We start from the raw sequence: 21888 nt of genomic DNA, 5'->3' as shown, positions 1-21888 counted from the left end.
TGTGACCAGGGATCGGCAGGGGCTTCCCGGCGTGCCGTCCCGGCGTCTCGCCGGGCGTGCGCTGCTGGCCGGCGCGGCGGCGTTGGCCGTGACGGCCGGCCCGCTGGCCCCGCCGGCACACGCCGCGCCGGCCACCGTCCAGGTGCCGGCCTGGTCCGCGCCGGAGCGCGTGTTCCGGGCCGACCAGGTCCGCGACGAGCAGTGGCAGTTGGCGGAGCTGCGGGCGAAGACCGCCTGGCGGACGTCGACCGGGCGCGGCGTGGTGGTCGCGGTGATCGACTCGGGAGTGGACGCTTCGCACCCCGACCTGGCCGGTCAGGTGCTGCCCGGCCTCGACCTGGTCGAGCCGGGCGGCACGGACGAGCCGGACCCGGTGGGGCACGGGACCACGGTGGCCGGGCTGATCGCCGGGCGGGCCGACGACGACCACGGCGTGGTGGGGCTGGCGCCGGACGCCCGGATCCTGCCGGTCCGGGTGCTGGACGCGGAGAACCGGTACGACGACGCGTTGATCATCGCGAAGGCGGTGCGCTGGGCGGTCGACAACGGCGCCCGGGTGGTGAACCTGTCACTCGGGGGCGGCGGCGACAGCCCGGCGCTGGCCGCGGCGCTCGACTACGCGTTCGCCCGGGACGTGGTGGTGGTCGCCTGCACCGGCAACCTGGCCACCTCGACCACCACCAAGGTCTGGTACCCGGCCCGTGAGCCGGGCGTGCTGGCGGTCACCGGCCTGGACCGCGACAGCGAGAACCTCTGGTCCGGTTCGATCACCGGCCACGAGACCACGCTCAGCGCCCCGGCCACCGCGCTCTACGGCGCCCGTTCCCGGGGCGGCTACTGGCGGGTGCAGGGGACGAGCTTCGCCGCGCCGCTGGTCGCCGCGACGGCCGCCCTGGTCCGGGCCCGCTATCCGCGGATGCCAGCCGGGGACGTGGTCAACCGGCTGATCAGCACCGCCCGGGACCTCGGCCCGACCGGCCGGGACGACCGGTTCGGGTACGGCATGGTCGACCCGGTGGCCGCGCTCACCGCCGACGTGGCGCCGGTGGGCCGCAACCCGCTCGACGACAACGCCGCCCCCGGCGTGGTGGGTTTCGGTCCCGCCCCGGGCGAGGGCCCGGACACCCGGGCCGCGGCGGCGGGGCAGGGCGGCGACCCGTTCGGTCGCCCGCAGCCGGCCGGTTGGTCGGCCGGCGCGGCGGGCCAGACCGACAACCCCGCCCAGGGACGGCTCTGGATCGGCCTGGCCCTGCTCGTCGCCCTGGTCACCGGCTCCGCGCTGGTGGTGCGCCGGTTCCGGCGGGCCCGCCGCTGACCGGCGAGTCTGACCGCGCCCTTCCCTGGGTAGTGAACGGCGCATGAACAGCACCGGCCCGGCGTCCACGCGCGACCGGTCGTGGCGGAGCCGCCGCCTCGACCCCGACCACTCGCTGGGGCTGCGCCTCAGCCTGGCCGCGGTCGCGGCGGTCCTGGTGCTGGTGCCGTTCGCCCTGCTCGCGCTGCTGGTGCTGGGCGCCTGGCCGCCGCTGCTCCGGCTGGACGCCTCGGTCACCGACGCGTTCCACGGATATGCGGTGCACCATCCGCTGTGGGTCCGGGTGATGACGGTCTGGACGCACGCGTTCGGGCCGGGTCCGCTGCGGGTGGCCGCCGCGGTGGCGGTGGTCTGGCTGCTGCGGCGCGGGGCGCCGCGGCTGGCGGTCTGGGTGGTCACCACGATGCTTGTCGGCGGCCTGCTCGGCGCGCTGCTCAAGCTGCTGGTCGGCCGGGACCGGCCGGACCTGCTCGAACCGGTGGCCCGGGCCGCCGGCTACTCCTTCCCGTCCGGTCACGCGCTGAACGCGGCGCTGGCCGCCGGGGTGCTGCTGTTGCTCTTCCTGCCGTTCGCCCGCGACAACCGCGCCGGCCGCATCGCGCTCTGGACGGCGGCGACGCTGCTCACGGTGGTGACCGGGTTGAGCCGGATCGCGCTGGGCGTGCACTGGACCAGTGACGTGGTGGGCGGCTGGGTGCTGGGGGTGGCCACGGTCGCCGCCACCACGGCCGGGTTCGCCACCTGGCGCACCGGGACCGGCCAGCGGCCGACCCACCCGCTGCGTGAGGGGGTCGAGCCGGAGCTGGCCGACCCGGAGGATCGACACGCGTAACAAGACGTCCGCCGGGGTAAAGGGCGGCTCATGTCCGATGTCGCGGTCCAGATCGCCCGGCGCGTCCTGCTGCCGGTGGCCCTGCTCTTCGCCGTGATGGTGGGGCTGGGCCTGCTGGTCACCCGGGTGCTCACGCACACCTGGCCGTTCACCGTGGAGGACGCGGTGAACCGCGAGTTCGCCGGTGACCGGTCGTCCGGCTGGAACGACGTGTCGCTGGTCTTCAGCACGCTGGCCAGCACCCAGATAATCGTCGTGGTGACGGTGCTGGCCGCGCTGGTGCTACGGCTGGTGCTGCACCGCTGGCGGGAGCCGATCTTCCTGTGCGCGGCGGTCAGCGCGCAGGCGCTGATCTTCCTGTTCACCACCATGGTCATCGACCGGAACCGGCCGGCCGTGGAGCACATGGACGCCTCTCCCCCGACGTCCAGCTTCCCCTCCGGGCACACCTCGGCGGCGACCGCGCTCTACGTCGGCCTCGCGGTGCTGCTGGCGCTGCGGGCGCGCAGCACCCCGGCCAAGGTCACCTGGTGGACGCTGCTGGTGCTGGTGCCGGTCGGCGTGGCGCTCACCCGGATGTACCGGGGCATGCACCACCCCAGCGACGTGGTGGCCTCGTTCGTCAACGGCGGCACCTGTGTCGCGATCATGGCGCGGGCGGTGCTCGACCGCACGCTCACCTGGGGCCGCGCGAACCTGTCGCTGAGCCGGCCGGGCGACGACGTGACGCCGGCCGGGGCCCCGGCGGGCGGCTGACCGCCGCGCCGGCCGGCTCGGGCACCGGCCGCCGGTGCCGGGTTCAGGTGCAGTCGCCGGTGGCCACGCCCCGGGTTCGTTCCGCGCCGGCCAGCGCCACCGACCGCGCCTCGGCGGCGGTCACCGCGAAGCCGGTGTTCGGGTCGTCCGCCGCCGCCGCGAAGATCACGCCGAGCACCAGCCCGTTCGAGGAGACCAGCGGGCCGCCGGAGTTGCCGCTGCGCACCAGCGCGCGGATCGTGTAGATCTCCCGCGTCACGTCCCCGGAGGAGTAGATGTCCGGCCCGGTGATCCGGTCGACGTCCCGCACCCGGGCCGGCCGGGCGTCGTACGGGCCGTCCAGGGGGAAGCCGAGCACGATCGCGTCCGCCCCGCTGGCCGCCGCACCGGCGGCGAAGCGCAGCGACGGCCCGGGCAGCCCGGGCACGTAGAGCACGGCCAGGTCCCGATCCGGGTCGTAGACCACCACCTCGCCGTCGTACCGCTCGCCGCGCAGTTCCACCGCCACCGAACGCGTGCCGGCCACCACGTGCGCGTTGGTCATCACCCGGTCGTCGGCGTAGACGAAGCCGGAGCCCTCGATCCGGCGGGAGCAGCTCGGCGCGGAGCCGAGCACCTTCACCACCGACCGCTTGCTGTTCTGCACCACCTGGGAGTTGGCCAGCGCCGGGTCGGGCGGCGAGACCTGCCGGGCGTTGGTGCTGCCCAGGCCGTTGAACACGTCGGGGAAGCCGTTGGTGTCGACGGTGTCCCGCAGGGCGGTGGAGAGTTCCTGGGCCCGGTCGGGCAGCACCCGGTCCACCACGGTGAGCAACGCGCTGTCCTTGACCGAGGCGGCCAGCCAGGGCACCGACGAGGAACCCAGCGGCACCGCGACCAGCCAGGCCACCAGCATGACCGCGATGACCGAGATGAACGCGCCGCCGACGTCGTCGACCTTCTTGCCGGCCGGCCCGGTGATGGCCGCGCGCAGGTTGGAGCCGAGCCAGCCGGCCAGCGCCTGCCCCAGCACGGCAAGCCCGAAGATCGCCACCAGGGAGATCAACACCCGGGTGCCGCTGGACGCGAACTGCCTGGCGATCAGCGGGCCGACCTGGAGGCCGAGCAACGCGCCCAGGAAGAAGCCCGAGAACGACAGCGCTCCGACGACGAAGCCCTGGCGGTATCCGCTGATCGCGAACACGAGCATGAGCAGGAGCAGGACGAGATCCACGGCGGACACGCCCCAAGGGTACGGGCACCGGGCCGGTGGCCGGCTCAGCGCTCGCTGAACGTGACCTGAGGATGCGTGCGGGTGATCAGCGCACCGGGCTCTCGTCGGCCGCGTCGGTGCCGGCCGAGGGGGCCGGGGTGGCGCCGACCGGCGGCAGCTCCCACACCCGCGAGCGGGGCCAGGGCCGGGCCCAGCCGCCCAGCTCCAACAGTCGGTCGATCACGCCGCCGGTGAAGCCCCAGACCAGCATGCCGCGGACCGAGAACGCGGGGCCGATCCAGCCGCTGGGATGGCGTACCCGCATGCGGTTGTCCGGGTCGACCAGCTCGGCGACCGGCAGGCGGGCGACGTGCGCGACCTCGGCCGGCTCGCGCGGGTGGACCGGGTGCGGGTCGTGCCACCAGGCGAGCACCGGGGTCACCACGAAGTCGCTGACCGGGATCCACAGCCGGGGCAGTTCGGCCAACACGGTGACGCTGGCCGGGTCGAGGCCGACCTCCTCGTTCGCCTCGCGCAGCGCGGTGGCGCGGGCGTCGGCGTCCTCCGGGTCGGCCGCGCCGCCGGGGAAGGCCGGCTGCCCGGCGTGGTTGCGCAGCGTGGCGGCGCGCTGGAGGACCAGCATGTCCGGCCCGGCGCCGGGATCCTCGCCGAGCAGCACCAGCACGGCGCTCTCCCGGCCGCCGGTCTCCGGCGTGGTGAGCTGGGTGAAGTCCTCGGCCCGGGCGCTGCCGAGCCGGCCCAGCAGCGGGTCCAGCCATCCGGGCGGCGTCCGGGTCACACCCGCACCCCGAGATGCGTACGGACGAGCGCGGCGAGGCGGGCGTCGTCGAGCGCGCCGGTCCCCTCGATGTGCCGGATCCGGCCGTCCGCGTCGACCAGGACGGTCAACGGGAACGCGCTGCGTTCGAGCGCGCGCTCGAACGCGTCGCCCTGGTCGAGCAGCATCGGGAAGTCGATGCCGAAGTCCTCGCCGAGGGACTGCGCGCCGCCGCGGCTGTCCCGGCTGTTCACGCCGATCACCTGGAACCGGCCGTCGGCCCGGTCGCTGAGCCGCTGGAACGCGGGCAGCTCCTTGCGGCAGGGCGGGCACCAGGACGCCCACACGTTGATCACGGCGGGGCCCTTCACGTCGCGCAGCTTCACCGGCGCGCCGCCGGTGAAGCAGTTGAGCGCCAGGTCGGGCAGCGGATCACCGGGCCGGCCGGCCGGCGACGGCGCGGCCGAGGCCGGCGCCACGGTCAGCGGGGCGCAGTCGGCGAACGGCGAGGGGCGCTCCGCGCGGGTGGCCGACGCCGGGCCGGCCGGCTCCTCGGCCGTGGCGGTGCAGCCCGCCGCCAGCAGCAACGGGACGAGCAGGAACACGAGCCGGCGGGTCACGGCACGTCCGCCACGGTCGCCTGCTGCGGCACCAGGTCCGGGTCGAGGCCGACGGCCGACGCGAGGTCCCGCGCGCGGGGGCCCTTCAGCAACTTGGCCGCGGCGGCCGGCTCGGTCGGCCCGGTGCCGTACGCGGGGCAGAGCTTCGCCAGCGTGCACGCGCCGCAGGCCGGCTTGCGGGCGTGGCAGACCCGACGGCCGTGGAAGATGATCCGGTGCGACAGCATGGTCCAGTCCCGCTTGGGGTAGAGCACGCCGATCGCGTGCTCGATCTTGACCGGGTCGGTCTCGGTGGTCAGCTCCCACCGCTGCACCAGCCGCTGGAAGTGGGTGTCGACGGTGATGCCCGGGACGTCGAACGCGTTGCCGAGGATCACGTTCGCGGTCTTGCGCCCGATCCCCGGCAGGGTGACCAGGTCGGCGAGCCGGCCGGGCACCTCGCCGTCGTACCGCTCGCAGAGCGCGCGGCCCAGGTTGATCAGCGAGCTGGTCTTGTTGCGGTAGAAACCGGTGGGCCGGATCAGCTCCTCCAGCTCGACGCGGTCCGCCCCGGCGTAGTCGGCGGCGGTGCGGTAGCGGGCGAACAGCTTCGGCGTGACCTCGTTGACCTTCTTGTCGGTGCACTGGGCGGACAGGATCGTGGCGACCGCCAGCTCCAGCGCGTTGCCGTGGTCGAGTTCACAGTGCGCGTCGGGGTGGGTCTCGGTCAGCACCCGCCCGATGCGGCGGGCCCGACGCGTACGGCCGAGGTCGGTCTCGGGGGAGCGCGTGGTCACGCCGGCCAGCCTACGTCGCGGGGCCGACGCCCCGGTGGGCCGACGCGGGCGGCGTGCGCTCAGCCACCCGCCGGGGCGCTGATCTTGCCGCTCGCGTCGAGCTTCGCGCCGGTGTCCGGGAAGTCCGCCCGGGTCACCTCGCGCACCAGCCCGAGGCCCCGGTCCTGCCGGTCGACGGAGGGTCGGCCGACGCCGTTCATCACGGTAGAGGTGAACGTGCCGCCGACGAAGCGGCCCTCGGCGGTGAGCGACACCTTGAGCACCCCGCCATAGCCGAGCCGGCCGGCGCTCTGCAACGACTTCCCGCCGCCGGCGAAGTTGCCCAGGCTGTAGGCGATCAGCTTGCCCTGGTAGAACTCCAGGCCCCGCAGCACGTGCGGGCCGTGCCCGATCACCAGGTCCGCGCCGGCGTCGATCACGGTCCGGGCGAAACGCATCGGGTCGCCCCGGTTCTCCCCGACGTACATCTCGGTGCCGGGCTTGACCCGGGTCTTGTCCGCGCCCTCGGCGCCCATGTGCACCTGCACCACCACGAGCTTGGCCATCCCCTTGGCCATCTCGATGACCTGCTTGGCGGCGTTCAGGTCGATCAGGCTGTTCGACCAGGGGTACGACGAGAAGCCGACCACTGCCACCTTGACGCCCTTGACGTCCACGACGGTGATCTCGCCGGGCGCGCCGGTGTGCTTGAGGCCGTGCGCCTCCAGCGCCGACTGGGTGTTCTCGTAACCCTGCTGGCCGTAGTCGTTGCCGTGGTTGTTGGCCTGGTTGAGCAGTTGGAACCCGGCCGAGCGCAGGTGCGCGGCATAGCCGGGCGGCGCCCGGAACTGGTAGCAGTTCTGCGGGTTCGGGCCGCACTTGCCGGCGCCGGTGTCGTCGGTGAGCGGCTCCTCCAGGTTGCCCATCACCAGGTCGCCCTTGAGCGCGGACTTCACGTCGTCGAAGAAGCCCTTGCCGCCGTTGGGCGGCAGCCGGTTCGGCGCGTTCCCCATGATCACGTCACCGGTCGCGGTCAGCGAGATCGACGGCTCGGTCGACTCGCCGGAGGCGGCCGGCTGGTCGCCGGACGCGGGGCCGGCCGACCCGGTCGACCCGCCGCCCTGCCCGGTCTGCCAGAGCGGGCCGTCGCCGCCGCCGGAGTCCGAGCAGCCGGCGGCGAGCAGGACCGCGAAGAGCGCGGCCAGCGCGGCGAGGCGCGGGCGGGGGACGGCACGGCGTGGCACGGGACCGACGGGGCGGGGCCCGGTGGCGCGGCGGGAACGGGGCACAGAGTGGGCGGAAGCGTACATCGTCGGCGACGCTACCGCCCCGGGGACGCCGCGACGAGGGCCGAATGGTCGGAATACCGGTCTGCGCACGTCAGCCGGCCCGCCGGTCGGACCAGGGCACGACCGGGCCGGCGCCGCCGGCGCGCACGGCGGCGTGCACGGCCCGGGCCAGCGGTGCGCCCCAGGTCGAGCGCGGGCCGCCGTACGGGGCCGGCGCGCCGTCGGCCGGGCAGAGCACGGTGACCGCGTCGGTGGCGGTGCCGGTGGCCGGCAGTCCCAGCTCCCAGATCGCCTGCGCCTTCGCCTCGGTGGCGGTGGCCACCGCGTTGACCAGCGCGGCGTCCCCGAGCCGGACCGGCACGTGCACCACGATGTTGACGGTGCCGACCGGGTGGGCCGGCGCGGGCCCGGCCGCCGTGGCCGGGGCGTCGGTGGTCTCCCGGCCGCCGCCGACCGGCGCGGCGGCCCAGACCGGGGTGCCCAGGCCGACCGTCGCCCAGACCCGCACGCCGGCGTCGCCGCGGTGCACCACCTCGGTCACGTCCACGCCGGTGAGCAGCCCGACCCCGGGCCCGTCCAGGCCCAGGTCGCGGGCCAGTTCGGCCAGGTGGGCGGCCGGGTCGTCCCGGTCGTACGTCATCGGCACGGTCGCGTTGACCACCCACCGGCGGACGCCGATCCCCCCGCCCAGCGGGGCGGAGCCGACCGCCAGCAACGGCGTCTCGGCCCGCCACACCAGCAGCGGGATGTCCCACCCGGCTTCGGACCGGCTGGTCAGGATCGGCTCGCACAGCACGCCGGTCACCTTACGATCAGGTGGGGACCGGTGGCACCCGGCCCGGTGCCGCGGGGCCGGATCCAGGGGTGCACCTCCGATTCCTGCTCATGTGCGCCTAGACTGGCGGCGCGCGAGGGATCAGCGGACGGCGGACCCGGGCCGACGGACGGCACGCGCAGGCGGAGGTGCGCGATGGACGAGGTACTGGCCCGCAGCGGGATCTTCCAGGGTGTCGACCCGGAGGCTGCCGAGGCGCTCGCCAAGGAGATGGAGACGATCGAGGTCCGCAAGGGCGAGGTCGTCTTCAACGAGGGCGAGCCCGGTGACAGTCTCTACATCCTCCTGTCCGGCAAGATCAAGGTGGGTCGCCGCGCGGCGGACGGCCGGCAGAACCTGATCGCCGTGATGGGCCCGTCGGACATGGTCGGCGAGTTGTCGCTGTTCGACCCCGGCCCGCGGACGGCGACCGCCACGGCGGTCACCGACACCCGGCTGGTCCGGCTGCGCAAGCAGGCCCTGCGGCCGTGGCTCAACAACCGGCCCGAGATCGCCGAGCAGCTCCTGCGGGTGCTGGCCCGCAGGCTGCGCCGGACGAACGACTCGCTCGCCGACCTGATCTTCACGGACGTGCCCGGCCGGGTCGCCAAGAACCTGCTCCAGATGGCCGGCCGGTTCGGCACCCGCGACGGCGGCGTGCTGCGGGTGACCCACGACCTCACCCAGGAGGAGATCGCCCAGCTCGTCGGCGCCTCCCGGGAGACCGTCAACAAGGCGCTCGCCGACTTCGCCTCGCGCGGCTGGCTGCGGCTGGACGGCAAGAGCATCATCATCCTCGACCCGGAGCGCCTGGCCCGTCGCGCGCGGGTCTGACCTTCCGCACCTCCACGCCGGCCCGGCCCGCCCCACGCGGTCCGGGCCGGCGCGTGTCTGCCCGGCGCAGAATTCCTGGACGTCCCGGTGACCGACGTCCAGGCTGGGCCGATGATCGAACGCGTCGCCGTCCTCTCCGACATCCACGGTGTGCTGCCGGCGCTGGAGGCCGTCCTGGCCGAGCCGGACGTGGCCGCCGCCGACCTGATCGTGCTCACCGGGGACATCGCCTCCGGCCCGCAGCCGGTCGAGGTGCTGGACCGGCTCGCCGCGCTCGGCGACCGCGCCCGCTGGGTCGGCGGGAACGGCGAGCGGGAGCTGGTCGAGGCGCGGGCCGGGAAGCCGTCGGAGTTCGAGGTCGCCAACTGGGCCGCCGCGCAGCTCCGGGACGACCAGGTGGCCCGGCTGGCCGCGCTGCCACCGCACGTCACGCTGCCGGTGACCGGTCTCGGCGACGTGCTGTTCTGCCACGCGACGCCCCGCGACGACGAGGAGGTCGTACTCGTCGACTCGCGGCCGGAGCGCTGGGCCGAGGTCTTCGCCGGCCTGCCGGCCGAGGTCGGCACCGTGGTCTGCGGGCACACCCACATGCCGTACACCCGCTTGGTCGACCGTCGCCTGGTGGTCAACCCGGGCAGTGTCGGCATGCCGTACGGGGGCGCGGGCGCCTGGTGGGCGCTGCTCGGTCCGGGGGTGCAGTTGCGCCGCACCCGGTTCGACGTGGACGCCGCCTGCGCCGAGGTGGTCGCCGGGTCCGGCTTCCCGGAGGCGGCGCAGTGGGCCGACGAGTACCTGCGCGGCGGATACTCCGACCTGGACGCGCTCACCGCCTTCGGCCCCCGGGACGGTCGCTGACGGGTACCCGACGTCCACGCTGGACGGGGGCGTCCTGAGTCGCGACTCTGCGATAGCGTGGCCTGATGGGACGGCGGTACCGGGTGCTCCTCGTCTCCAGCAGCGGTGGCGTCCTGCTGGACCTGCTGGCGCTCCGCCCCTGGTGGGCACGACACGATCCGGTCTGGGTCGCGGTCCGGGCCCCCGACACCGAGGTGGCGTTGGCCGGGCAGCGGGTGCACTGGCAGCCCGAGTTGTCGACCCGCACCCGGCTGCGGGTGCTGCCGGCGACCTGGCGGGCGCTGCGGCTGCTGCGCCGCGAGCGACCCGACGTGGTGGTGTCGGCCGGCACCGGCGTGGCCGTCGGCGTCTTCCTCGCCGCTCGCCTGCTCCGGGTGCCGTCGCTGTGGTTGGAGACGTTCAACATGACCGGGCCCGCCGGCTCCGCCGCCCGGCTCTGCTCCCGGCTCGCCGCCGCGGTGCTGGTGCAGCGCCCCGCCCTGCTGGCGTCCCGCCCCCGCGCGGTGCTCATCGGAGAGCTCTACTGACCATGGCCCGTGTCCTGGTCACCGTCGGCATGGGTCCGTGGCCGTTCGACCGCCTGATCCACGGCGTCGCGCCGCTCTGCGCCGCGCACGAGGTGTTCGTCCAGACCGGCACGTCGACCGTGACGCCGCCGTGCCCGCACGAGGCGTTCCTGCCCCTGGACGACCTGCGCGAGCGGCTGGCCGCCGCCGACGTGGTGATCACCCACGCGGGGAACACCGTGCGCCTGGTCCAGCGGCTCGGCCGGGTGCCGGTGGCGGTGGCCCGGGAGGCCGCGCGGGGCGAGATGGGCAACGACCACCAGGTCGCCTACCTGCGCGACGAGGAGCGTTCCGGCCGGGTGATCGCGGTGTGGGACGCGGCCGACCTGCCGGCCGTGGTGGCCGCGCACCCGGAGCGGCAGCGGCGGTTGCTGGCCGAGCGGCCACTGCCCGGCGCGGTCGACGGCGCCCGGTTGGCCGCCACGTTGGACGCGCTCTGCGCCCGGCTGGTCCGATGAGCCGGGCCGACGAACGCCCGGCCGGTCCGACGAACCGGGCCGACGCGGCGACCGGCCGACCGGGCCGGCAGCCCTTCGCCACCCACCCGCTGCGCCGGTACGCGTTCGCCTGGTCCGCGCTGGCCGGCCGCACCGGCCGGCACCTCGACCTGGGCTGCGGCCCCGGGGACTTCCTCGCCGCGCTGCACGACCACGGCACCGTGACCTGCGAGGGCGCCGACCCGCACCCCGGTTACCTCGCCGGGCTGGCCACCCGCCACCCCGACCTGCCGCTGCACCGGCTGCGGGTCGGTCGGCCGCTGCCGTTCACCGACTGTCGCTTCGACTCGGTCAGCCTGCTCGACGTGCTGGAGCACGTGCCCGACGAGGCCGCGCTGCTCGCCGAGACGCACCGGGTGCTCGTCCCCGGTGGGCTGCTGGTGCTCACCGTGCCGCGCCGGCACGTGTTCAGCTTCCTCGACCCCGACAACGCGAAGTTCGACTTCCCCCGGCTGCACCGTCGCGTCTACTCGTGGCGGTTCGGGTCGCAGGTGTGGCACAGCCGGTTCGCGGACCTCTCGAACGACCTGCGCGGGGACATGTCGGTCGGCCGGGACCGGCACACCAACTACCGCACCGCCGACCTGCTCGACCTGCTGCGCGCGGCCGGTTTCGCGCCGACCACGGTGACCGGCGCCAACCTGTTCTGGCGGTGGTTGCAGATCCCGGCGCTGCTCACCGGCGGGCCGGTACGCCGCCTGCTGGAGCGCGGCATCCACCTCGACGGCCGGCTGTTCCGCGCGGCCAACCTCTTCGTCGTCGCCCGGAGGCAGCCGTGAGCATCACCCACCCCACCCGGAGGCAGCCGTGAGCGTGGCCGACACCGCGCGGCTGGCCTGGTTCTTCGGCCGGCTCGCCATCAAGGAGCGGGTCGCGCCCCGGCTGCACGTCCGGCCGCTGGTCGCCGAGCTGTTCCTCACCGACAACTGCAACCTGCGCTGCACGAGCTGCGGCTGCTGGACCACCAACACCAAGGGTGAGCTGTCCACCGACGAGTGGCGGGACGTCCTGCGCCAACTCGTCGCGATGCGCATCCACAAGGTGAACTTCACCGGCGGTGAGCCGTTGATCCGGCCGGACGCGGTGACCCTGATGGCGTACGCGCGCGAGGTGGGGGTGCGCCACCTGCACCTGAACACCAACGGCATCCGGCTCGCCCCGCCCGTCCTCGACGAGGTGCTCGCCGCGGGCGTACGCAGCTTCAACGTCTCGGTCGACGGCCCGACGGCGCTGGTGCACGACCGGATCCGGGGCCGGCTCGGCGCGTTCGAGACGACCACCCGGCACCTGCGGAACCTGATCGCGGAGCGCGACCGGCTCGGCCTGAAGGTGCGGATGAACTTCACCGTCATGCGGGACAACGTGGACAGCCTGCCCGGCATCGCGGCGCTGGCCCAGGAGCTGGGCGTGGCGCTCTATCTCAACCTGGTCACCGACCGGACGTTCCTGTTCCGCACCGACGCGGTCACCGGGCAGACCGACGTGGCCGGCGACCGGCTCGACGCGGCGCTGGCCGAGTTGGAGGCGATGGCCCGGGCGGACCAGCGGTGGTTGCCGCGCTACTCGGAGCTGCGGTACCTGCGCGGGCACTTCGACGATCTCGTGCAACGGGACCTGCCCTGCGCCGAGTCGCAGCTCAAGCTGATGGTGCACTCCCGGGGCGAGATCGGCGGCTGCTGGGCGCACGACCCGACCGCCTCGGTCCGGCAGCGCCCGATCGCCGAGATCGTCGACGCCCCGGAGTACCGCGCCGAGCACACGCGGCTGTTCCGCAAGGAGTGCGTCGGCTGCGGCAGCAACTACAGCCTCAACCTGCGCTGGCGGCCGGGCACCTACCTGGCCGACCGGCAGTGGCGGCGCGGGCGGCGCAGCCTTGTCTGAGCCGATGCGCCCGAGCCAGCCGCTGTACGACGCGCTGGCGCCCGGCTACGAGGAGCACTTCGCGGTGCCGCACCGGCGCGCGTACGACGATCTGGCGTGGGAGCGGGTCAGCGCGCTGCTGCCGCCCGACGGCCCGGTGGTGGACGCCGGCTGCGGCGTGGGCCGCTGGGCCCGACGCCTGCTCGACCTGGGCCATCCGGTGACCGGCGTGGAGCAGGCCCCGGGGATGGTCGCCGAGTTGCGTCGCCGCCCGCCCGGCCCCGGCTTCACGCTTGTCGAGGGCTCGATGACGGAGGTGACGCTGCCCGCCACGGCCGGCGCGGTGCTGGCGATGGGTTCGCTGCAATACACAGCCGATCCCGAGCGGGCGGTCCGGCACCTGGCCGGCTGGCTGCGTCCGGGCGGGGTGCTGGCCGTGCTCGTCGACTCGCTGGTGGGCCTGGTGCTGGAACTGGTCGGCGCCGGCCGGGACGACGAGGCGGTGGACCGGTTGGCCCGGCGCCGGGGCGTCTGGCGGGCCGACGGGCACGCCGCCGACCTGCACCTGCTGGACCGCGCCCGGTTGGAGGCCGCGTTCACCGCCGCCGGCCTGGTCGAGGTCCGCAGCGCCGGGTTGCTGGTCAGCGCCGGGCCGTTGGGCCGGGCGGGGCTGGCCGGGCGGCTCGCCGCCGACCGGGACGCGCTGCTGGCGTTGGAGCGCCGGCTCGGCGACGACCCGGTCCTCGCCGACGCCGGCAAGCAACTGCTGGTGACCGGCCGCCTCCCGGCCTGACCGCCCGGCCCGCCACCCGGTGCCGGCGAGGTTCAGCCCAGGCAGCGGCGCAACGCGGCGACCACCCGTTCCGCCTGCTCCACGGTGAGTTCCGACGACATCGGCAGCGCGAGCGCCTCGGCGTCCAGCCGGTCGGTCACCGGCAGCCGTTCGCCGCCGCCGAGCGGGCCACGGTGGATCGCCGCGAAGTAGGGTTTGGTCTGCACGCCGAGCGCGGCCAGCGCGTCCGCCACCCGGTCCCGGTCGGCGATCCGGGCCACCCAGTGCACCCAGCAGTGCCGGTCTCCCGGGCGGACCTGCTGGAACTCCACCGGCAGGGTGCGGGCGGCGGCGGCGTACACCTCGGCCACCTCGGCCCGCCGGCGGACCAGCGTGTCCAGCTCCGCGAGCTGGTCGACCGCGACGACGGCGTGCAGCTCGTTCATCAGCTCGGAGCGGGTCCAGCCGGCCGGCGCGGCGAGCACCGCCTCGGCGGCGTCGGCGGGCAGCACCAGGGCGCCGCCGGCCCCACCGGCGGAGACCACCTTGGCGAAGCTCATCGAGTACGAGTGGGCCAGCGCCTGCTGTGCCACCGGGCGGCCCCGGTGCAGGCTGCCGAGAGCGGCGGCGGAGTCGGCCAGCAGCGCCACGCCGGCGGGGTCGCAGACCGCCCGCAGGGCCGGGTAGTCGCACGGGTTGCCGAAGGTGTCCACGGCGAGCACCACGCGTACGCCGCCCCGCGCGACGGCGCCGGCGACGGCCGCCGGGTCGAGCGTCCAGGTCGCGGCGTCCACGTCGACGAAGCGCAGCGCGTACCCGAGCTGGACCAGGATCTCCGCCGTCGCGGGGAACGTGTACGACGGCAGCACCGCCACGTCGCCGGGACGGGCCGGGCCGACGGTGGCGGCCACCATGATCCGTAGCGCGGCGGTACCGGACGCGGTGACCAGCACCCGGTGGTCGTCGTCGAGTTCCAGCTCCTTACCCAGTCGTTCGGTCAGCTCCCGCGTCCACCGGTTGCCGTGCTTGACCTCGCCGCTGGCGAGCGCCGCCTGCTGGCGGTCGGCCACCAGGTCGGGGTGGGCGGGCGGCGGCGGCACGACGACCGGCAGCGGCGGCCGGAACACGGGTGCCCGGTCGGCGTCCACCGCGGCGACCAGTTCCGCCAGGCGCGGGCGGAGCGGCGGCACGCGGTGACCGGCGGCGGTCAGCTTGTCGGTGACCACCAGGCCGGAGCTGTCCGGCGTACGCCGGGGTGTGGTCAGCAGCGGCGCCGACGACCCGCACAGGTCACGGATCCAGGTGGCGAGGTCGACCAGGGACACCGGCTCCCCGCCGACGTTCCAGACGCCGGGGCCGATCCCGTCGAGCAGCATCCGGGCGAGGGCGTCGGCGGGCAGGAAGCTGCGTACGGCGTCCGCGGTGACCGGCAGCGGCAGCCCCTGGCGGGCCCGGCGGACCAGCCGGGTGGCGACCCGGTGCTGTCCCGCGCCGAAGGCGTTCGCGAGCCGGAGCACGGTCAGCCGGTCGGGGTCGACCGCGCCGGCGACGAGCCGTTCCTGGGCGAGCTTCGCCATCGCGTACGTCCACCGGCCGGTCGGGTCGGCGTCGGCCATGGCCCGGGCCAGTGGGGCGGCCCGCCAGGGCGGGCAGGGCGTCCGGGCCAGTTCGCGGGCGGCGGCGCACCAGCCGTCGAGTTCCTCGACGGACCACGGCAGGTCGGGTGCGGTCTCCTCGGTCAGCGGACCGGCCGCGGCGCCGTACACCTCGACGGAGGAGGTGAGCACCACCTGGCGTCCGGCCAGCCGGGGCAGCAGCCGGGCGGTGCTGATCGCGTTGTCGAGCGGCAGCGTCCAGGGCCGGCGGGGGCGCGGCTCGCTGGCGCCGAGCAGCACCACGACGAGGCCGGGCGGCAGCTCGGGTGGGTCGTCGACCAGCAGGTCGACGCGAATCCAGTCGGGCGCGCCGGTGTTCGTGCCGGCCGGCGGATGCCGGTCCACGACGGTCACCCGCGCGCCGGCGGCCAGCAGTGCCTCGGCGGTCGCGGCGCCCAGGAAACCGGAGCCGCCGACCAGCACGAATTCATCCATCGTCGTGCCTCCCCGTGAACCGAGCACAGTATCGCGGAACGGACCGTGCGAGGGGTGTCGGATAGCGGCGGCAGAAAAAGTCAGGCTTGACTGTTTGTTTCCCGGGCGGGAGGCTGTCCCCGTGCCCACCGCACCGACCCGCGTCCCGCAGCAGGAACGCAGCCGCGCCACCCAGGCCCGGCTGCTGGAGGCGACCGTCGAGTGCCTGGTCGAACACGGCTGGTCCGGCACCACGACCACGGTGGTGGCCGCCCGGGCCGGCGTCTCCCGGGGCGCCCAGCTGCACCACTACCCCACCAAGGCCGCCCTGGTCACCGCCGCCGTCGCCCATCTCGCCGAGCGCCGGGCGGTGGAGCTGCGCACCGAGGCGGACGCGCTGCCGGCCGGCCCGCGACGGCTGGACCGGGTGATCGACCTGCTCGGCGCCGCCTTCACCGGGCCGCTCTTCGTCGCCGCCCTCGAACTCTGGGTCGCCGCCCGCACCGACGCCGAGCTACGCGACGCGCTGGTGCCGCTGGAGGCCACGGTGGGCCGGGAGATGCACCGGCTCACCGTCGAGCTGCTCGGCGTGGACGAACGCCGGCCCGGCATCCGCGAGGCCGTGCAGGCCACCCTCGACCTGCTCCGCGGGCTGGGCGTGGCCAACCTGCTCAGCGACGACTCACCCCGCCGCACCGCCCTGCTGCGGATGTGGAAGCGCCAACTCGCCACCCTGCTCACCCCCGACGCCCCCTGACCGGCCCACCCGCCCGGAGGCACCATGGTCGACGCGACCGCACTGCTCGCGGATCTCACCGCCGAGTCCGACCAGCTCGACGCGCTCGTCAGCGGGCTGCCACCGGAGGACTGGGCCCGGCACACCCCGGCCGCCGGCTGGACCGTCGCCCACCAGATCGCCCACCTGGCCTGGACCGACCACGTGGCCGGGCTCGCCGCCACCGACCCCGACGCGTTCTACGCCTCGGTGCTGTCCGCGCCCGACCCGGCCCGGCTGGTCGACGACGGGGCCGAGTCCTTCCTCGCCCCGCCGGCCGCGCTGCTGGCCCGCTGGCGGGACGGCCGCACCGCGCTCGCGACGGCCCTGGCCGCCACCCCGGCCGGCGAGAAGCTGCCCTGGTACGGCACCCGGATGTCGCCCGCCTCGATGGCCACCGCCCGGCTCATGGAGACCTGGGCGCACGGCGAGGACGTCGCCGACGCGCTCGGTGTCACCCGCGCCCCGACCGCCCGGCTGCGACACGTCGCGCACCTCGGCTTCCGTACCCTCGGGCACAGCTTCGCCGCGCACGGCCGCCCGGTGCCGACGGACCCGGTCCGGGTCGAACTCACCGCACCGGCGGGCGACGAGGTCTGGGCCTTCGGGCCTGCCGCGGCGACCGACCGGGTGACCGGGCCGGCGCTCGACTTCTGCCTGCTGGTCACGCAGCGCCGGCACCGCGCCGACCTGTCCCTGGTCGCGACCGGGCCGGTCGCCGACGAGTGGCTGGACGTGGCCCAGGCGTTCGCCGGCCCGCCGGGCGCCGGCCGGGCGGCGGAGGCCCGGCCATGAGCGGGGTGCTGCGCGTCGGCAACGCGTCCGGCTTCTACGGTGACCGGTTCGCCGCCTGGCGGGAGATGCTCGACGGCGGCGAGCTGGACGTGCTGACCGGCGACTACCTGGCCGAGCTGACCATGCTGATCCTCGGACGCGACCGGATGCGCGACGCGTCGCTGGGCTACGCGAAGACGTTCCTGCGACAGGCGGAGGGCGTGCTCGGCACCGCGTCGGAGCGCGGGGTCACGCTGGTCACCAACGCCGGCGGCCTCAACCCGGCCGGGCTGGCCGACGCGATCCGGTCGCTCGCCGCACGACTCGGCCTCGACGTGCGGGTCGGGTACGTCGAGGGCGACGCGCTCCAGCGGCCGGACGCGCTGACCGCGAACGCGTACCTGGGCGCGTTCGGGATCGCGGCCTGCCTCGACGCGGGCGCGGACGTGGTGGTGACCGGGCGGGTCACCGACGCGTCGCTGGCGGTCGGCCCGGCGATCGCCCGGTTCGGCTGGACCCGGGACGACCTCGACGCGCTGGCCGGGGCGACCGTGGCCGGGCACCTGATCGAGTGCGGGGCGCAGGTCACCGGCGGCAACTTCAGCTTCTTCACCGAGTTGCCGGACGGCGGCCGGCGCCCCGGCTTCCCGATCGCCGAGCTGCACCCGGACGGCACGTCGGTGCTCACCAAGCACCCCAGCACCGGCGGCGCGGTCACCGTCGAGACGGTCACCGCGCAACTGCTGTACGAGGTAGGCGGGCCGGACTACCTCGGGCCGGACGTGGTGACCCGGCTGGACACGGTCCGGCTGGAGCAGGCGGGACCGGACCGGGTACGCGTGTCCGGCGTACGCGGCACGCCCCCGCCGGACACGCTCAAGGTGGGCGTCAACAACCTGGGCGGCTTCCGCAACTCGATGACGTTCGTGCTGTGCGGGCTGGACATCCCGGCCAAGGCGGCCCTGGTCCGGGGTCAGGTGACGGATGCGGTGGGCCCGGACGGGCTGGAGTTCACGCTGGCCCGCACCGACCACCCGGACGCGGCCGACACCGAGGCGGCGAGCGCGCTGCTGCACGTACACCTGCGCGACGTCGACAAGGCGCGGGCCGGGCGGGCGTTCTCGGCGGCGGCGGTGGAGCTGGCACTGGCCTCCTACCCGGGCTGCACGCTGACCACGTTGCCCGGCGACGCCACGCCGTACGGCGTGTTCACCTCGGACACCGTGCCCCAGGACGCGGTGCCGCACGTGGCGGTGCTCCCCTCCGGCGAGCGCGTGCAAATCCCCCCGCCCTCCGTGGTGGGTGGTTTGCCCGGGCCCCCTGTTATGCACCAGGCGTTAACCGGGGGCCCCTCCTTACCCGCCACCCGGCGGGGGGCGCTGGGGGAGCTGGTGGGGGCGCGGTCGGGGGACAAGGGTGGGGACGCCAACCTCGGCGTCTGGGCCCGCACGGACGCCACCTGGGCCTGGCTGCGCGGCTGGCTGACCGTGGCGCGGCTGGCCGAGCTGCTGCCGGAGACCGCCCCGCTGACCGTGGAGCGGTACGAGCTGCCGAACCTGCGCGCGGTCAACTTCGTGATCCGCGGGCTGCTCGGGCCGGGCGTGGCCGCCTCCACCCGATTCGACCCCCAGGCCAAGGCGCTCGGCGAGCTGCTCCGGGCCCGGGTGGTCGACCTGCCGGCGGAGGTGCCGGCATGACCATCGTGGACACCCCGGAGCGTCGCCAACTTCGCGAGCTGACCCGCGCGTTCGTCACCCGGGAGGTGCTGCCGCACCTGGCCGACTGGGAGCGGTCCGGTGAGGTGCCCCGCTCACTGCACGAGACCGCCGCGAAGGTCGGGCTGCTCGGCATCGGCTTCCCGGAGTCGGTCGGTGGCAGCGGCGGCGACCTGCTCGACTCGATCGTGGTCACTGAGGAGATCATCCGCTCCGGCGGCTCGTCCGGGCTGATCGCCGCGTTGTTCACGCACGGCATCGCGCTCCCGCACATCATCGCGGCGCAGGACGAGCACCTGATCGACACGTACGTCCGGCCCACGCTGGGCGGGACGATGATCGGCGCGTTGGCGATCACCGAACCGGACGGCGGCTCGGACGTGGCCGCCATCCGCACCTGCGCGGTCCGCGACGGCGACCACTACGTGGTGAACGGCGCGAAGACGTACATCACCAGCGGCGTCCGGGCGGACTTCGTGACCACCGCGGTCTGCACCGACTTTCCCGGCTCCGGCTCACTCAGCCTGCTGGTGATCGACAAGGGCACGCCCGGGTTCACCGTGGGCCGGCGGCTGGAGAAGCTGGGTTGGCACTGCTCGGACACCGCCGAGCTGTCCTTCGTCGACGTCCGGGTGCCGATGGTGAACCGGGTCGGCCCGGAGGACACCGCCTTCCTGGCCGTCATGCAGCAGTTCGCCGCCGAGCGGCTGTCGCTGGCCACCCAGGCGTACGCGACCGCGCAGCGCTGCGTCGACCTGGCGGTGCGGTGGTGCCGGGACCGTTCCACGTTCGGTCGTCCGCTCGCGAGCCGGCAGCTCGTCCGGCACCGGCTGGCCGAGATGCACACCCGCGCCGAGGCGGCCCGCGCGTACGTGCACGAGGTGGCCGAGCGGGTGGCTCGACCACTCCAGCTCGGCGCGTCTGGCGCCGCGCCGCGACCTGGAGCAGTCGGCGGGCAGCCGGTGGTGACCGAGGTGGCGATGGCGAAGAACGTGGCGGTGGCCGCCTGCGACCACGTGGTGGACGCCGCGCTGCAACTGCACGGCGGCTTCGGCTACCTGCGCGACGCGGAGGTGGAGCGGCACTACCGGGACGCCCGCATCCTCGGCATCGGCGGCGGCACCACCGAGATCATGAACGAGATCATCGCGAAGGGCATGGGCCTGTGACCGTTCTCCAGACTGCGATCGACACCTCCGCACCCGCCTTCGCGGCCAACCGGGAGGCGCTGCTGGAGCGCCTCGCCGAGTTGGAGACCGTGCTGGACCAGGCGCGGGCCGGCGGCGGCGAGAAGTACGTGACCCGGCACCACAAGCGCGGCAAGCTGCTCCCCCGGGAACGCATCGAGCTGCTGCTCGACCCGGACAGTCCGTTCCTGGAGCTGTCGCCGGTGGCCGCGTACGGCACGGACTTCCCGGTCGGCGCCAGCACCGTGACCGGGATCGGCGTGGTCGAGGGCGTGGAGTGCCTGATCGTGGCGAACGACCCGACGGTACGCGGCGGCGCGATCAACCCGTGGTCGTTGGCGAAGACGCGCCGGGCGGGTGAGATCGCGCTGGCCAACCGGCTGCCGATGGTGAACCTGGTCGAGTCGGCCGGCGCGGACCTGCCCTCCCAGGCGGAGATCTTCATTCCCGGCGGGCGGGTGTTCCGTGACCTGACGCGGCTCTCCGCGGCGAAGATCCCCACGGTCAGCGTGGTGTTCGGCAACGCCACCGCCGGCGGCGCGTACGTGCCCGGCATGTCGGACTTCACCATCATGATCCGGGGCCGGTCGCAGGTCTACCTGGCCGGGCCGCCGCTGGTGAAGATGGCCACCGGCGAGGTCACCGACGACGAGTCGCTGGGCGGTGCGACCATGCACGCCACCACGTCCGGCCTGGCCGACTTCCTCGCCGAGGACGAGCGGGACGGCATCCGGCTGGCCCGGCAGTGCGTCCGCCGGCTCAACTGGCGCAAGGGCGGCCCGCCGCCGCGCACCTTGTCCCCGCTGCCACCCCGGTACGACCCGGAGGAGCTGCTCGGCATCGCCAGCGCCGACCTGAAGGTGCCGTTCGACCCGCGCGAGGTGCTCGCCCGGGTGCTCGACGACAGCGCGTTCGACGAGTTCAAGCCCGGCTACGGCACGGCACTGGTGACCGGCTGGGGCGAGCTGCACGGCTGGCCGGTCGGCGTGCTGGCGAACGCCCGGGGCGTGCTGTTCGGCGAGGAGGCGCAGAAGGCGGCCCAGTTCATCCAGCTCGCCAACGCGGCCGACACGCCGCTGGTCTTCCTCCAGAACACCACCGGCTACATGGTCGGCACCGAGTACGAACAGCGCGGCATCATCAAGCACGGCGCGCTGATGATCAACGCGGTGTCGAACTCGACGGTGCCGCACCTGACGGTCAACCTGGGCGCCTCCTACGGCGCCGGCAACTACGGCATGTGCGGCCGGGCGTACGAGCCGAGGTTCCTGTTCACCTGGCCGAACGCGAAGTCGGCGGTGATGGGCCCGGCGCAGTTGGCCGGCGTGCTGTCGATCGTGGCCCGGCAGGCCGCCGCGGCCCGGGGGCGCGACTACGACGAGGACTCCGACACCGCCATGCGGATGATGGTCGAGCAGCAGATCGAGTCGCAGTCCGGCGCGCTGTTCCTCTCCGGCCGGCTCTACGACGACGGGGTGATCGACCCCCGGGACACCCGTACCGTCCTCGGGCTCTGCCTGTCGGCGATCCACAACGGACCGGTGAAGGGCGCCGACGGCTTCGGCGTCTTCCGGATGTGAGGGCCGTGAGCGCGAGGAACGCAGCGAAGCGGAGTCCCGCAGTCGCGAACGAA

General features: G+C 74.7%; 22 protein-coding genes. 15 read left to right on the top strand and 7 right to left on the bottom strand.

Translation table 11 applies throughout. The features are described from left to right. Position 1 precedes the first annotated feature (1 nt). Genes mycP through AB0B02_RS12340 form a run of 3 tightly spaced genes read left to right on the top strand, consistent with a single transcriptional unit; the run spans position 2 to position 2903 of the window. Positions 2 to 1315 (top strand): type VII secretion-associated serine protease mycosin, encoded by a 1314-nt coding sequence (mycP, locus tag AB0B02_RS12350; protein WP_281934352.1) that lies wholly within the window; start codon positions 2 to 4, stop codon positions 1313 to 1315. 43 nt (positions 1316 to 1358) lie between these two features. Next, complete coding sequence (locus tag AB0B02_RS12345) at positions 1359 to 2147, top strand: phosphatase PAP2 family protein (protein WP_281934350.1); 789 nt, start codon at positions 1359 to 1361, stop codon at positions 2145 to 2147. Between the two features lie 30 nt (positions 2148 to 2177). Then, positions 2178 to 2903, top strand: a complete 726-nt coding sequence (locus AB0B02_RS12340) for a phosphatase PAP2 family protein (RefSeq protein WP_357299757.1) — start codon at positions 2178 to 2180, stop codon at positions 2901 to 2903. 43 nt (positions 2904 to 2946) lie between these two features. On the opposite strand, the gene AB0B02_RS12335 is transcribed toward AB0B02_RS12340, so the two are convergent. The 6 genes from AB0B02_RS12335 to AB0B02_RS12310 form a co-directional block, all read right to left on the bottom strand. Then, positions 2947 to 4125, bottom strand: coding sequence for a MarP family serine protease (locus AB0B02_RS12335; protein WP_281934339.1), 1179 nt, complete (start codon positions 4123 to 4125; stop codon positions 2947 to 2949). Between the two features lie 76 nt (positions 4126 to 4201). Then, complete coding sequence (locus AB0B02_RS12330) at positions 4202 to 4894, bottom strand: CoA pyrophosphatase (RefSeq protein WP_357299754.1); 693 nt, start codon at positions 4892 to 4894, stop codon at positions 4202 to 4204. Next, entirely contained in the window at positions 4891 to 5493 is a 603-nt protein-coding gene (locus AB0B02_RS12325) for a TlpA disulfide reductase family protein (RefSeq protein WP_357299752.1), read from the bottom strand. The genes AB0B02_RS12330 and AB0B02_RS12325 overlap by 4 nt, the downstream gene beginning before the upstream one ends. After that, positions 5490 to 6269 carry an endonuclease III gene (gene nth, locus AB0B02_RS12320; protein ID WP_281934333.1) on the bottom strand — a complete coding sequence of 260 codons (780 nt, stop codon included), beginning with the start codon at positions 6267 to 6269 and terminating at the stop codon, positions 5490 to 5492. The genes AB0B02_RS12325 and nth overlap by 4 nt, the downstream gene beginning before the upstream one ends. Before the next feature lie 59 nt (positions 6270 to 6328). After that, entirely contained in the window at positions 6329 to 7492 is a 1164-nt protein-coding gene (locus AB0B02_RS12315; protein ID WP_357299749.1) for a CapA family protein, read from the bottom strand. A gap of 136 nt (positions 7493 to 7628) precedes the next feature. Further along, positions 7629 to 8333 carry an adenosylcobinamide amidohydrolase gene (locus tag AB0B02_RS12310; protein ID WP_357300180.1) on the bottom strand — a complete coding sequence of 235 codons (705 nt, stop codon included), beginning with the start codon at positions 8331 to 8333 and terminating at the stop codon, positions 7629 to 7631. A 174-nt stretch (positions 8334 to 8507) separates the two neighbouring features. On the opposite strand from AB0B02_RS12310, the gene AB0B02_RS12305 reads away from it, so the two are divergent. The 7 genes from AB0B02_RS12305 to AB0B02_RS12275 all read left to right on the top strand — a co-directional run bounded on the left by AB0B02_RS12305 (position 8508) and on the right by AB0B02_RS12275 (position 13756). After that, a complete protein-coding gene (locus AB0B02_RS12305; protein WP_007073398.1) occupies positions 8508 to 9185 on the top strand; it encodes a Crp/Fnr family transcriptional regulator in 678 nt (225 codons plus the stop codon). Positions 9186 to 9296: 111 nt separating this feature from the next. After that, the gene (locus AB0B02_RS12300; protein WP_281934329.1) at positions 9297 to 10040 is read left to right on the top strand and encodes a metallophosphoesterase family protein; all 744 of its coding nucleotides are present in this window, start codon (positions 9297 to 9299) and stop codon (positions 10038 to 10040) included. A 65-nt stretch (positions 10041 to 10105) separates the two neighbouring features. Next, positions 10106 to 10567 (top strand): glycosyltransferase, encoded by a 462-nt coding sequence (locus tag AB0B02_RS12295; protein ID WP_107159567.1) that lies wholly within the window; start codon positions 10106 to 10108, stop codon positions 10565 to 10567. 2 nt (positions 10568 to 10569) lie between these two features. Then, entirely contained in the window at positions 10570 to 11064 is a 495-nt protein-coding gene (locus AB0B02_RS12290) for a hypothetical protein (protein ID WP_357299744.1), read from the top strand. Continuing rightward, the gene (locus AB0B02_RS12285) at positions 11061 to 11882 is read left to right on the top strand and encodes a class I SAM-dependent methyltransferase (protein ID WP_281934324.1); all 822 of its coding nucleotides are present in this window, start codon (positions 11061 to 11063) and stop codon (positions 11880 to 11882) included. The genes AB0B02_RS12290 and AB0B02_RS12285 overlap by 4 nt, the downstream gene beginning before the upstream one ends. A 28-nt stretch (positions 11883 to 11910) precedes the next feature. After that, positions 11911 to 12984: a radical SAM protein gene (locus AB0B02_RS12280; RefSeq protein ID WP_357299739.1), complete on the top strand. Its 1074-nt coding sequence runs from the start codon at positions 11911 to 11913 to the stop codon at positions 12982 to 12984. Between the two features lie 4 nt (positions 12985 to 12988). Further along, a complete protein-coding gene (locus AB0B02_RS12275) occupies positions 12989 to 13756 on the top strand; it encodes a class I SAM-dependent methyltransferase (protein ID WP_357299736.1) in 768 nt (255 codons plus the stop codon). Positions 13757 to 13788: 32 nt separating this feature from the next. On the opposite strand, the gene AB0B02_RS12270 is transcribed toward AB0B02_RS12275, so the two are convergent. After that, complete coding sequence (locus AB0B02_RS12270; protein WP_357299733.1) at positions 13789 to 15825, bottom strand: aminotransferase class I/II-fold pyridoxal phosphate-dependent enzyme; 2037 nt, start codon at positions 15823 to 15825, stop codon at positions 13789 to 13791. A gap of 121 nt (positions 15826 to 15946) precedes the next feature. On the opposite strand from AB0B02_RS12270, the gene AB0B02_RS12265 reads away from it, so the two are divergent. Genes AB0B02_RS12265 through AB0B02_RS12245 form a run of 5 tightly spaced genes read left to right on the top strand, consistent with a single transcriptional unit; the run spans position 15947 to position 21835 of the window. After that, positions 15947 to 16561: a TetR/AcrR family transcriptional regulator gene (locus AB0B02_RS12265; RefSeq protein ID WP_107159578.1), complete on the top strand. Its 615-nt coding sequence runs from the start codon at positions 15947 to 15949 to the stop codon at positions 16559 to 16561. A 24-nt stretch (positions 16562 to 16585) separates the two neighbouring features. Next, on the top strand, positions 16586 to 17374 hold the full coding sequence (locus AB0B02_RS12260; RefSeq protein WP_357299729.1) for a TIGR03084 family metal-binding protein: 789 nt from the start codon (positions 16586 to 16588) through the stop codon (positions 17372 to 17374). Then, on the top strand, positions 17371 to 19050 hold the full coding sequence (locus AB0B02_RS12255; RefSeq protein ID WP_357299726.1) for an acyclic terpene utilization AtuA family protein: 1680 nt from the start codon (positions 17371 to 17373) through the stop codon (positions 19048 to 19050). The genes AB0B02_RS12260 and AB0B02_RS12255 overlap by 4 nt, the downstream gene beginning before the upstream one ends. After that, positions 19047 to 20237, top strand: coding sequence for an acyl-CoA dehydrogenase family protein (locus AB0B02_RS12250; protein ID WP_357299723.1), 1191 nt, complete (start codon positions 19047 to 19049; stop codon positions 20235 to 20237). Before AB0B02_RS12255 ends, AB0B02_RS12250 begins: the two co-directional genes overlap by 4 nt. Continuing rightward, a complete protein-coding gene (locus tag AB0B02_RS12245) occupies positions 20234 to 21835 on the top strand; it encodes a carboxyl transferase domain-containing protein (protein WP_357299720.1) in 1602 nt (533 codons plus the stop codon). Before AB0B02_RS12250 ends, AB0B02_RS12245 begins: the two co-directional genes overlap by 4 nt. Positions 21836 to 21888 lie beyond the last annotated feature (53 nt).

The organism is Micromonospora sp. NPDC049240 (assembly GCF_040647835.1).
Lineage (GTDB): Bacteria > Actinomycetota > Actinomycetes > Mycobacteriales > Micromonosporaceae > Micromonospora.
This window is presented reverse-complemented; position numbering and strand designations above follow the sequence as displayed.